Source organism: Leifsonia sp. CL147 (assembly GCF_900114565.1).
Lineage (GTDB): Bacteria > Actinomycetota > Actinomycetes > Actinomycetales > Microbacteriaceae > Leifsonia.
Map to the genome: position 1 here is coordinate 131642 of NZ_FOTM01000002.1, position 11961 is coordinate 143602.

Sequence of the window (11961 nt, forward strand, 5' to 3'; positions counted from 1 at the left end):
TGTGTGATGATATGTCTACGTGCAGATGCAAGACGGAGGATGGTATGGCGAGGTCGGTCGAGGTCGATGTGGAGCGGTTGCGGACCGCTGCGGCGTCGTTGTCGAAGAGTGGTGGGGCTCCTGGGCTGGAGGTGATCCAGGTCGGTGATCTCGGCTCGCCGCGGTCGGATGCGATGTATGAGCGTTTCCGCGACTACTGGTCCCCGGGCTGGCGGGCGTTCGCGGACAGCACCGAGGCGTTGGGCACGGTGCTCACGGCGGCGGCCGACGCATACACCCGACGTGACGTTGAGGACGCGAAAGGCTTCTCGGGGGTTCCTCGTGCGTTCTAGTCGGGACTGGTCGCCGGTGGAGATGCATGCAGACCCGACGCCCGGCACTGTGGAGATCGCGCATGCGTGGATGGGCAATCTCCAGGCGCACGGGGCTTGGCTGCAACAGCTGGCGGGGGTGATGGACGGGGTGCTGAACCTCGTGCAGCCTCCCGCATGGACCGGGCTGGCGGCGGATGCCTTCTGCGCGCGGCTCCGGGGTGTCCGGGATGCCGCGAACACGTCCTCGGCCCGGAACGCTGAGGCCGCGGAGGCGTGCAACACCTGGGTCAACGCGATGTGGTCCATCCAGTTCACGGCGGACAATGCGCTCGAGGCGGCGGAAGAGGCCCTCGCGGACATTGCGACCCAGGAGGCGGCGGCGATGACCCTGGGCAGCAAGCACGCCGCGTTGCTTCTCGCGCAGACAACGTTGGAGAAGACGTACTCCCGCTACGCGGACAACCCGCCACCGCCGGGAACGCACATTCCGACTGGGCTGGAACTGCAGGCCGCACGCCGGAAGGCCGAAACGGTCGAAGACGAACTCCGCCAGGCCCAGCGACTGCTCGAGGACGCGCAGCAGCGCCTGGACCAGGCCCGTCGAGACGCCCAGACCGCGAAGGACGAGTACGAGCACGCGGAGAGCACGTTCGTCACCCGGATGGACGCCACCTTGAACGGCGCACCCGCCCATGCCACCACGCCCGAGCTGCACGACTTCACCTCCGGGTTCGGCAAACTCACCACCGTCGACAAGACCGGGGTGATCAGCACGCCCGTGGACGCGATGCTCCTGCTGGAACGGCTCCTCCCGGCCGAGATGAACCTTCTGCTCGCCGGCGACTCCGCCACCGAGCAGTTCTGGGACCACCCGCCGGCTCCGGACGTGGTCGCCGGCTGGTGGAACAGCTTGGAACCCGCGATCCGCGACGCGTTCATCACCGACGCACCCGGCATCATCGGCAACCTGCCCGGCATCCCCTACTCGGATCGGAACCGGGCGAATCTCATTACCCTGCACGACGCCATGAAGAACCCGAACCTCACACCGGAGCAGAAGGCCGTGCTCAAGAAGATGGAGCTGGCGCTCAATCCTCCTGTCAGAGGTGTTCCCGTGCAGGTGGTGGCGTTCAATCTGTATGCTCATCCGCCGATGGTCGCGGTCGGATACGGCGACCTCGACACCTGCAGCGACACCACCTGGTGCGCCTCCGGAATGGGCTTCGGCGCGAAAGACGCCCTCGACTCCTGGAGCGACGCCGCGAAGAACCTCTGGAACGCACAAAAGAAACTGGGCGAGCCGCATCCGGGCGTAGTGGCCTGTCTGGAATACGACAACCCCGACCTGGCCGGGGTGAACGTCAGCGACGCGGCCAAGGACGGGGCGCGCCGGTTCGCGGCCGAGCTCGACGGTGACGCCGCCGTGCGGGACGTGTTCGGCCCAGGTCCCGCACCGATCAACGTGGTCGCACACTCCTACGGCACCACGATGGCCGCGATCGCGCTCACCCTCACCCACATCCGAGTCGACGCGTTCGTCATGGTCGGCTCCGCCGGAATCGACACCGGCCTCGTCCCGTCCCTCTCGAAACTCCACGCCGATCACGTCTACACCACCGCTGCCAGCGAGGACCTCCTGGCACCCTTCGGGGCAGCGTTGTCGGGACGCGCTGAACCCAATCCAGGTGTTGCGAGACCGCTCGACCCGTCGATCGGCGGAGCGACCTCGTTCTCCTCCGACGGCGACGGCGACCTTCTCCGGGTGGATGGCCACAACCCCCTCGGCGAGAAGGGCCATACCACCCACAGCGGATTCCAGAACGCGGCCCCGTCCGAAGACCACGGCTACTTCGACCCGCGAACCCAGTCGCTCAAAAACATCGCCGCCACCACAACAGGTCGACTGGACCAACTCAGCGGGACGTTGACCGACACCGCGAAGGCTGCAGCCGAGCACAACAAGGACATCACCGAGGCCCAGCAACGGTTGAACCAGTCGCTGGTGGAGGGCCGATGACCCCACGCACTCGCACCGCTATCCAGCTCGCCGCGATTCTCACGCTCATCCTTGGAGGCTGCACCATGACCCCGACCGAACCCCAGAAGACCGGGCAACAACTCCGCACCGAAACCATCGCCGCCATGAACGCCGCCATCACCGCCTCGGGCCTCCCCGACGGATGGTCCACCGATTGGCTACCCGGAGGCTACCCGTGGGACCCGGACACCGAAGAGTTCCTCGGCGCCGGCTGCAGCACCGAGAACGGCTCCCGCCGCCAGCGCTTCGACGCCGAGCTATACCACACGCCCGTCGGCGACCCGATCGAGTTCGCCCACCGGGTCGCCGATTACTGGGCACACCAGGGCTACCGAACAAGCACCGTTGGTGACATCGGCGGCGGGCACAGCATCGAACTCCGGGCGGACCGCGCCGACGGAAGCCTCTACGCCGGCGTCGTCGGCAGCGACACACTCTTCAACCTCGGCATCTACTCCGAATGCTCCACCGACCCCACCCTCGACAAGTTCGCCGGCCCCACCGGCTACCGCGAGTTCGACTTCTTCGAACCGGACCCCTATAGCCCCACCAACCACCCCACCATCACCCCATACCCCACCCCTGAACCCGCCGGATGACCCGAATCGCCGCAGCCACACTCGCCCTGATCCTCACGTTCACCCTTGGAGGCTGCACCATGACCCCGACCGAACCCCAAAAGACCGGACAAGAACTCCGCGCCGAGACCATCACCGCGATGAATGCCGCCATCACCGCCTCCGGCCTCCCCGACGGATGGACCACTCTTCCCAGAGATGAGGGCTTTCCGTGGGACCCGGACACCGAAGAGTTCCTCGGCGCCGACTGCAGCACCGAGAACGGTTCCAGCCGCCAGCGCTTTGTGGCGGACTTGTACCACACGCCCGTAGGGGACCCGGTCGAATTCGCACACAAGATGGCCCAGTACTGGGCCGATCAGGGCTACACCGTCAGTGCCGTCGGCGACACCGCTAACGGCCTCGGACATCAGCACTACACCGACTACCGAGCCGACCGCGCCGACGGCACCCTCTACGCCGGCGTCGTCGGCAGCGACGCACTCTTCAACCTCGAGATCTTCTCCGAATGCTCCACCGACCCCACCCTGGACAAATTCGCCGGCCCCACCGGCTACCGCGACTTCGACTACCACGACCCGGACCCCTACCACCCCACCAACCACCCCACCATCACCCCCTACCCCACCCCTGAACCCACCGGATGACCCGGACCGCCGCAGCACTCTTCGCATTCACCTTTGGAGGCTGCACCATGACCTCACCCGACCGAATCCCAAAAGACCCGACAACAACTCCGCTGGCGAATCCATCACCGTCTCCGGGCTCCCCGACTGATGGACACCAACGCCGGTGAACTACCAAGAGGAGTTCAACGTAGAGCGGCTTCAGACGGACCTGTGGATAAGCTTCAGCGGCGCAGATTTCCGCGGATGAATGTGGAGATGTCCCCGAGCTCCAGCGACGAGATGGCGTGTCCCATCCCCTCATAGATGCGCGCGTCGAGCGAGGAGTGTTCCGGCAGCCACTGGGTGGTCCGGTCGAGCGACGCGACCGGGATGGCATCGTCGAGCGTGCCCCGCCCCCAGAACACCGGGACGCGCGCCTTCGCGAGTTCGGCATCCCGCGGCTGAGCACCCTTCACCACGAACCCCGACAGCTGCACCGCATAGTCGAAGCGCTCGGGCGCCAGGCGCAGGAGCTGGAGTGTCAGTGCGCCCCCTTGCGAGAAGCCGAGCAGCCCGGTCGGCGTCCGGGGCTGCTCGTCCAGCCACTCCAGGACGGCACGGGCGGCGGCGTCCGCGTTTCCGGCGAGCGGATCGCCGGGAACGTTGGTGAAGCGCGAGAACCACGCGAAGCCCGGACCTTCGGGGATGGGCGCGCGCAACGAGGCGATCACCGGCTCCAACGGCAGATACGCAGCGATCCCGAACAGGTCGGCTTCGTCGGACGCGTAGCCGTGGAGCAGGACCAGCAGCGGCCGGCCCGCTCGGTCTTGCTCGGAGGCGGACCAGAGCACGGCGTCGCGGTCGATGCGCAGGTCGGGAGCGGGGAAGGGCATCCTCCATTGTGTCCTGGCGCCATGATCCGTCCACAGCCCCCGTCGGAGTGCCGCCCATCCACAGATCCGCCTGGCCCTCGTCCGCCGCGACCGCGGGCGTCCGTAGGATTCATGCATGAGCGTACGCACCCCGGACCCGGACCCCACGCCCGACCCGCTGCCCGGCGACGGCCCGCAGGCAGGACCGGCCTGGCTGTCCGACATCGAATTGGAGCAGATCCGCCGTCGGCTTCCTCTGCTGTACGTCGAGGCGGTCCCCGTCCGAGTGGATGGGCTGGGCCAGGTGACCGAGGTGGGCATCCTCCTGCGCGCGAACGCCGTCGGGCAGATGACGCGGACACTCGTCTCGGGTCGGGTGATGTACGGCGAGACCCTCCGCGAGGCGCTCTTCCGTCATCTCGAGAAGGATCTGGGGCCGATGGCCTTCCCGCAGCTGCCGGCGAGCCCGATCCCGTTCCAGGTGGCCGAGTACTTCCCGATGCCCGGCGTCACGCCCTACACCGATGAGCGCCAGCACGCCGTGTCGCTCGCCTACGTGGTTCCCGTGACCGGAACATGCGAGCCGCGACAGGATGCGCTGGAGCTGACCTGGATGACGCCGGACGAGGCCACCTCCGCCGCCGTGGGTGAGGAGATGGAGGGCGGCCGCGGTGCGCTCGTCAAGGCCGCCATGGCGTCCCTCGGGCGCATGAGCTGAGCACCGCAACGGCCGCCGAAAAGTCGGTCTTGCACTATTCGGCTAATGGTATTAGCTTTACGGCTATGACCGCTTCCGTCGAATCCAACGTCTCGTATCTCCAGCGTCCCGAGGGCCGTGTGAGCTACACCGTCGAGGGCGAAGGCCCTCTCGTCGTCGCCGTGCCCGGCATGGGTGACCTCCGCTCCACCTTCCGGGAGCTCGTCCGGCCGCTGGTCGAGGCGGGCTACCGGGTCGCCGTCACCGACCTCCGTGCGCAAGGCGACTCGGACACGACGTTCCGGGAGTTCGGCGACGTCCCGACCGCGCGCGACCTGATCGCTCTGATCGAGGAGCTCGGCGGCCCAGCCGTCGTGCTCGGCAACTCGATGGGCGCCGCCGCGGCCGCCTGGGTGGCCGCGGAACGTCCGGACCTCGTCAGCGGCCTGGTCTTCTACGGCCCGCTGCTGCGGGAGCCGGCGGCGAGCCGCGCCGCCACCTTCTTCCAGCACCTGCTCTACCGCGTCCTCTTCGTCACGCCGTGGGGCGCCGGCGTCTGGGCCGGCTACTACCGGAAGAACCTCAACCCCGGCCGGCAGGCGCCGTGGCTCGGGGAGCAGGTCGCGGCCATCCGCACGTCCCTCTCCGAGCCGGGCCGCCTGAGCAGCTTCCGCCGGCTGACCCTGCAGCTGAACCATTCGGTCGTCGAGCCGCGGCTCCCCGAGGTGCATGCTCCGATGCTGGCCTACGTCGGCGACCTGGACCCGGACTACCGCGACCCGGCGGCCGAGGGGGCGTGGATGGAGTCGATCGGTGCGCAGGTCGTGCGGGTGCCCGAGGCCGGGCACTTCCCGCAGTCGCAGCGGCCGGACATCACCGTGCCGGGAACTCTCGCGTTCCTCGCGGAGCGGCGGACGACGGACGGCTCGGCCTGGGCTGCGCGTGCCTAGGGCCGGCCTCACCCGGGCAGCGGTGACCGCGGTCGCGCTCGACGTCGTCGACGAGGGTGGGCCGGCGGGATTCGACCGGCTGACCCTCGCGGCCGTCGCGGGCCGCGCCGGCGTGGCGGTCCCCAGCCTGTACAAGCACGTGGCGTCGCTCGACGACCTGCGGCGGCTCGTGGCGACGCAGTCCCTCATCGACCTGACCGCCGTGCTGAGCCGGGCGACAGTCGGTCGCGCCGGCCCGGACGCCGTCCGCGCGGCCGCAGCGGCACTCCGCGACTTCGGCCGGCAGCATCCCGGACGGTATGCGTCCGCGCAGGTCGCGGCGGACCCGTCCGACCCCGCCAACGCCGAGCTCGTGGCCCGGGCGGAGGAGACGGTCGCGGTGCTCGCGGGCGTCCTGCGCGGCTTCGGACTCCCCGACGACGCCCTCATCGACGCGATCAGGATGCTGCGCAGCGCCATCCACGGCTTCGTCACCCTGGAGCTCGGCGGCGGCTTCGGCCTCCCGTACGACCTCGATCGCAGCTACGACGTCCTGGTCGAGGGAACCATCGCCGCCCTCGCCCGCCTCACCCGCCTCGCCCCGCCCCTCCCGCTCCCCCGCGCCGCACCCCCCACCATCGAGTCCACACAGACTTGACGGCGAGAGCGCTCCCACTGTGCAATCTCTGCGGACTCGATGGCGGGGGAGGCGCCGGCGGGAACGTGAGGGTGTGAGGTCAGCCCTGCGCGCGGCGTGAGCCCTGGCCGCGGCGCACGGAGGCGTCGGACCGCGACGCGGCCGGGCGGGAGCCGCCGTGGTCGCGCTGGGCGGCACCGGCGCGCGAGGGCGCTGCCTGCTGGGCGACGGCGGCACGCTGGCCTCCGCGACGGCGCGAGCCGCCGCCTGCACCGGCGGTCTCGGAGACGCCGGCACCGCGGCCGGAGCCGCCGCCGTCGCGCCCGCCGACGCGGCCGGAGCCGCCGCCGACGCGGCCGGAGCCGCCGCCGACGCGGCCGGAGCCGCCGCCGTCACGCGCACCGGCACCCTGGCCGCCACCGGCGCCACCGCCGCGACGCGCACGCTTCCGCTGCGCGTTCGCGCCCTGCGACGTACCGCCGCCGCCCGCGGGCCGCTGCTCCTGCAGCGACGGCGCGACGTGGGCCGCCACCTCACCGACGAGCGAGACGACCGCCGGGGATGTCGCGGTGACCCGCTGCGGCGTCGCCGCGATCGCGGCCTTGCGCAGCAGGGTCCGCACGTCCTCGGCCTGCGAGGACAGCATGACGGTGACGACGTCACCGGCGCTGCCGGCACGCGCGGTGCGCCCGGAGCGGTGCAGGTACGCCTTGTGCTCGGCCGGCGGGTCCACGTGCACGACGAGCTCGACGTTGTCCACGTGGACGCCGCGAGCGGCGACGTCCGTCGCGACGAGCACCTTCACGCTGCCCTCGCCGAAGGCGGCGAGGTTGCGGTCGCGGGCGCCCTGCGCGAGGTTGCCGTGCAGGTCGACCGACGGGATGCCGGAGGCCGTGAGCTGCTTGGCGAGCTTCTTCGCCTGGTGCTTGGTGCGGGTGAACAGGATGCGGCGGCCCGTGCCGGAGGCGAGCGCCTCCACGAGGGCCTTCTTCTCATCCGGCCCGTCCACCTGGAGCACGTGGTGAGTCATCGCCTCGACCGGGCTGTTCTCGTCGTCGACGGAGTGCAGCACGGGGGAGTGCAGGAAGCGCTTCACCAGCTTGTCCACGCCGTTGTCGAGCGTTGCGGAGAACAGTAGGCGCTGGCCGTCGGCCGGCGTGGCCGCCAGCAGGCGGGTGACGACGGGGAGGAAGCCGAGGTCGGCCATGTGGTCGGCCTCGTCCAGCACGGTGATCTCGATCGCGTCGAGCGAGACGAAGCGCTGCTTCATCAGGTCTTCGAGGCGGCCGGGGCAGGCGACGAGGATGTCGACACCGGCCTTGAGCTCGGCCACCTGCTTGTTCTGCGAGACCCCGCCGAAGACGGTGGACACGCGCAGGTCGTAGCGGTCGGCGAGCGGCCGGATGGCCGTCGCGATCTGGGTGGCCAGCTCACGGGTCGGCGCGAGCACGAGGGCCAGCGGCCGTCCCGCGCGGCGGGGACCGCCGGCGAGCACGGTGCCGAGGCGGGCGACGAGCGGCAGGCCGAAGGCGATGGTCTTGCCCGAGCCGGTCTTGCCGCGGCCCAGCACGTCCTTGCCCGCGAGGGCGTCAGGGAGCGTGTCGGCCTGGATGGGGAACGGGGTTGTCTTGCCGTCGGCCGCGAGGGCGGCGACGAGCGGAGCGGGAACGCCGAGTTCGGCGAAGGAGAGAGTCACAGAGGTGCCTTTCAGGCATGAGACCCGGTCGGCAGGGCGGACCGGGGTGGGTGGCGAGCGCACCGAGCGGAGCGATCGTTCGCCGTATGAAGAGAAGCGTGCGGGGCATGGCCCGGCGCAACGCGAAGCGTTCTACGACGCCGCGGGCAGAGTTGCCCGCGCGTCCACTCTAGGGCATAACGCCGCACGAGTGCTGAGAGCGCAGGCACAACCGGAGGTCGTAGACTGTCGGCCCGGAAACGAGAGGTGGCCATGGGCGTGCTGGAATCGGAGCTCGAACGTGAACGCGCAGTGGTCGCAGAGCTGTATCAGCGGCTCGATCAGCTGCGTGCGGAGACGGAGGAACGTCTCGCCCAGGTGCGCCGCGACAGTGTCGGCAGCAACCATCAGGCGCGCAGCGAGCGGGATGCGTTCGCCCGCCTCTACGAGGACCAGTTGACGCAGCTGCGGGACGTCGACGCCCGCCTCGTGTTCGGCCGGCTGCTGCTCGACCAGCCCGTCGACGGCACCGACCACCGGTACATCGGCCGGGTGGGCCTGCGCGACGACGACCAGCGCTCCCTGCTGGTCGACTGGCGCGCGCAGCAGGCCGGCGCCTTCTATCAGGCGACGGCCAGCGAGCGGATGGGCGTGCGCGCCCGTCGTCACCTGACCATGACGGGCCGGCAGGTGACCCGGATCGACGACGAGGTCTTCGACGAGTCCCTGCTGGACGGCGCGCGGACGGGCGAGCAAGTTCAGGGGGAGGGTGCCCTCCTCGCCGCTCTGACCGCGCAGCGCACCGGCCGGATGCACGACATCGTCGCGACCATCCAGGCGGAGCAGGACCGCATCATCCGCTCGGACCTGCGCGGCGCGCTCGTCGTGCAGGGGGGACCGGGCACCGGCAAGACCGCCGTGGCACTGCACCGCGCCGCCTACCTGCTGTACGCGAACCGGCAGCGGCTGAGCGCATCCGGTGTGCTCGTGGTCGGCCCCTCCGCCGCCTTCCTGCGGTACATCGAGGCCGTGCTCCCCTCCCTCGGCGAGACGGGAGTGGTCATGTCCACCCTGGGCGAGCTGTTCCCGGGCGTGGAGGCGACGGCCGACGATGCACCGGAGGCCGCCCTCCTGAAGGGCTCGCTGCAGATGGCCCGGCTGCTCTCACGGGCCGTGAAGTCCCGGCAGAAGGCGCCCGCCGAGGCGCAGACGATCGTGGTCGACAACGAGCGGCTCGTCGTGGCGCCCGAGCTCATCCATCGCGCCATCGCGAAGGCCCAGCGCACCGGGAAGCCGCACAACGTCGCCCGCGTGACGTTCGTGAAGAGCGCGCTCGCCGAGCTGACCGAGCAACTGGCGGCGCAGTTGCGGGCGTCGGGATCCACGATCGACGACGCGGACCTGAAGGTTCTCCGCGAGGACCTCCGCACCTCCTACGACGTCCGCGTCCTGCTCAACACCGCCTGGCTCCCGCTCACTCCCCAGAAGCTGCTCCAGGACCTCTACGCCCGGCCGGCGTGGCTGGCGGAGCTGGCCCCGCGCTGGTCGCAGCACGAGCGGGATGCGCTCCGCCGGGAGCGCACCGAGCCGTTCACCGTGTCGGATGCGGCCCTGCTGGATGAGGCGGCCGAGCTCCTCGGCGACTTCCCTGGCCGGCCAGATCCCGCGGACCGCGAGCGCGACCGCCAGCGCCAGCGCGACCTCGAGAACGCGCGCGCCGCCATCCGCAACATGGGCGTGCAGGGCCTGGTGAGCGCCGAACAGCTCGCCGACGGGTTCGCCGAGCAGGAGGACCGCGGAACCACGGCCGAGCGGGCCGCCGCCGACCGCAGCTGGACCTACGGCCACGTCGTCGTGGACGAGGCGCAGGAGCTCTCACCCATGCAGTGGAGGGTGCTGGTGCGCCGCTGCCCGATGAAGTCGTTCACGATCGTCGGCGACATCGCCCAGGTCGCCTCCGCTGCCGGGGCGACGAGCTGGGCGGATGCGCTGAATCCGGTGTTCAAGGATGCGTGGCGCCTGGAGGAGCTCACGGTCAACTACCGCACTCCCGCGCAGATCACGCGCGAGGCGGAGCGGCTCGCGACGGCCGCCGGCCTGCCGATCACGCCGACGCGAGCCGTGCGCGAGGGCGAGTGGCCCATCCGCCGGGTCCGGGCCGCGGACGGGTCCGCGCATGGGTCCGGGCACGGGTCCGCGCGCGAGACCGCGGACCCGACCGCGGACACGGGCGCGCTCGCCGCAGCGGTCGCGGACGCCGTCGCGCACGACCGCAGCATCGATGCGGGCGGCACCCTCGCCGTCATCGCTGCCGGAGCCGAGCTCCCGGCGGTCGCCGCCGCGGTGCTCGGACGCTTCGGGGACGCCGCCGGCCGCGGCGCCGCCGGCCTCTCCCGTCCGATCGCCGTGCTCACCGGATACGAGGCCAAGGGCCTGGAGTTCGACGCCGTCGTCCTCGCCGACCCGGATGCGCTCGCCGCCGAGTCGCCGCGCGGGGCCGCATCCCTCTACGTCGCGATGACGCGCCCCACCCAGCGGCTCACTCTGGTCACCCGCTGAGCGCGCGACAACGCGACGACCCGGCGAAACCCGGGGCGGCCTCAACCGGTGAAGGCACCATAACCGCTTTGGCCATAACGAGGAGCGGGTCAGCTTGTTCGTTCGTTGAGACGCGCGCATAGCCGACCTTCAGGTGCTCAGTGTTGCAGTTGTCCTCCCGTCGCCGTGCATTTCATCGGGCGGGTCTTGCGCGCATGCGGCGCGCGAGGCGCGGCGTGGCGTGCTGCAGCAGTCGGGGTAATGCACGGTGAGGGACCGGCTATCGGGCACCCGCGCCGCGCAGCATCTCCGCACTTAGGAGACCGTTGTCGCCTTCATGGACCGTTACCCGTCGCGCGTGGGAACGTTGTCGTCGTGCCGCGCGAGCATGTGATCGGCCTCGACCAGGTCGATAGAACCAGTAGCGCTCGCGTCTGGGCTGTCGGCCAGGACATCGCGCAGGCTATGCGCCGCTCGTCACTCAAATGAAGGTATCAACCTGCTGGTGTGCGTCGGCGCAGCTGCGTTCCAGACAGTGTTCCACCTTCACCTTCACGTCATCCCTCGATATTCAGGTGGCGGCTTCTGTGACCTCGGCGCCGAGCCGGAAGAGCGCGACATCCGTATATGGACGCTTCACTACGGCGCGCCGCGCAGATCGACATCGCCGGTGGGCCAATCTTCGATGGGTCTTCCGGCTGGACAGATGAGGAGTGGCGCGTTTTCGGCGACGACGGTGGATGTTTGATCAAGGCGCGAGATGGAGCGTTCGATTGCTTTGATGCGGTGCCAGCCGACGATCTCGTAGAAGGGCACGATTTCTTCACGGCAGCCGAGGTATCCGAAGTGGATGTCGCAGTGCGATCGCATCGCGAGCTGAGCTGCCTCCATCGCTGCGCGACCGTAGCCTGAGCCGCTAGCGCTCTCGTCAGTTATTCGGCATCGAAGAGCTTTCCAAGCTGAGCAAGCTCGGCCGCCTGGAGTTTCCGATGCGGGACTGTGCGGACGCTGATGCTCACCCTGTCAGCTTAGGAGCGCTCACGTCGTGACTCGCGTGCTAAGGGATCGTCAACTG

The 11961-nt window shown here is 70.0% G+C and carries 11 protein-coding genes; 8 read left to right on the top strand and 3 right to left on the bottom strand.

The annotated features are described in order from the left end of the window. Nucleotides 1–44 precede the first annotated feature (44 nt). The 4 genes from BM287_RS17440 to BM287_RS02915 all read left to right on the top strand — a co-directional run bounded on the left by BM287_RS17440 (nucleotide 45) and on the right by BM287_RS02915 (nucleotide 3577). Nucleotides 45–332, top strand: a complete 288-nt coding sequence (locus BM287_RS17440) for a hypothetical protein (RefSeq protein WP_139230604.1) — start codon at nucleotides 45–47, stop codon at nucleotides 330–332. A 70-nt stretch (nucleotides 333–402) separates the two neighbouring features. Next, nucleotides 403–2331: an alpha/beta hydrolase gene (locus tag BM287_RS02905; protein ID WP_139230605.1), complete on the top strand. Its 1929-nt coding sequence runs from the start codon at nucleotides 403–405 to the stop codon at nucleotides 2329–2331. Nucleotides 2332–2396: 65 nt separating this feature from the next. Beyond that, nucleotides 2397–2951, top strand: coding sequence for a hypothetical protein (locus BM287_RS02910; RefSeq protein WP_090107269.1), 555 nt, complete (start codon nucleotides 2397–2399; stop codon nucleotides 2949–2951). Nucleotides 2952–3010: 59 nt separating this feature from the next. Next, the gene (locus tag BM287_RS02915; RefSeq protein ID WP_139230606.1) at nucleotides 3011–3577 is read left to right on the top strand and encodes a hypothetical protein; all 567 of its coding nucleotides are present in this window, start codon (nucleotides 3011–3013) and stop codon (nucleotides 3575–3577) included. 203 nt (nucleotides 3578–3780) lie between these two features. Here BM287_RS02915 and BM287_RS02920 read toward each other — a convergent pair whose 3' ends face one another. After that, nucleotides 3781–4431, bottom strand: coding sequence for an alpha/beta hydrolase (locus BM287_RS02920; protein WP_090035825.1), 651 nt, complete (start codon nucleotides 4429–4431; stop codon nucleotides 3781–3783). A 115-nt stretch (nucleotides 4432–4546) separates the two neighbouring features. On the opposite strand from BM287_RS02920, the gene BM287_RS02925 reads away from it, so the two are divergent. From BM287_RS02925 to BM287_RS02935, 3 genes are all read left to right on the top strand, one after another. Beyond that, nucleotides 4547–5128: an NUDIX hydrolase family protein gene (locus BM287_RS02925; protein ID WP_090035827.1), complete on the top strand. Its 582-nt coding sequence runs from the start codon at nucleotides 4547–4549 to the stop codon at nucleotides 5126–5128. Nucleotides 5129–5193: 65 nt separating this feature from the next. Then, nucleotides 5194–6057 carry an alpha/beta fold hydrolase gene (locus BM287_RS02930; RefSeq protein ID WP_090035830.1) on the top strand — a complete coding sequence of 288 codons (864 nt, stop codon included), beginning with the start codon at nucleotides 5194–5196 and terminating at the stop codon, nucleotides 6055–6057. Further along, nucleotides 6050–6694, top strand: coding sequence for a TetR/AcrR family transcriptional regulator (locus tag BM287_RS02935; RefSeq protein ID WP_170857409.1), 645 nt, complete (start codon nucleotides 6050–6052; stop codon nucleotides 6692–6694). Before BM287_RS02930 ends, BM287_RS02935 begins: the two co-directional genes overlap by 8 nt. A 79-nt stretch (nucleotides 6695–6773) precedes the next feature. On the opposite strand, the gene BM287_RS02940 is transcribed toward BM287_RS02935, so the two are convergent. Further along, nucleotides 6774–8369, bottom strand: a complete 1596-nt coding sequence (locus tag BM287_RS02940; protein WP_090035831.1) for a DEAD/DEAH box helicase — start codon at nucleotides 8367–8369, stop codon at nucleotides 6774–6776. Nucleotides 8370–8621: 252 nt separating this feature from the next. Between BM287_RS02940 and BM287_RS02945 the strand changes: the two genes are divergently transcribed. Continuing rightward, the gene (locus BM287_RS02945) at nucleotides 8622–10907 is read left to right on the top strand and encodes a HelD family protein (protein WP_090035834.1); all 2286 of its coding nucleotides are present in this window, start codon (nucleotides 8622–8624) and stop codon (nucleotides 10905–10907) included. A gap of 618 nt (nucleotides 10908–11525) precedes the next feature. Here BM287_RS02945 and BM287_RS17445 read toward each other — a convergent pair. Then, nucleotides 11526–11777, bottom strand: a complete 252-nt coding sequence (locus tag BM287_RS17445; protein WP_139230607.1) for a GNAT family protein — start codon at nucleotides 11775–11777, stop codon at nucleotides 11526–11528. Between the last annotated feature and the right edge of the window lie 184 nt (nucleotides 11778–11961).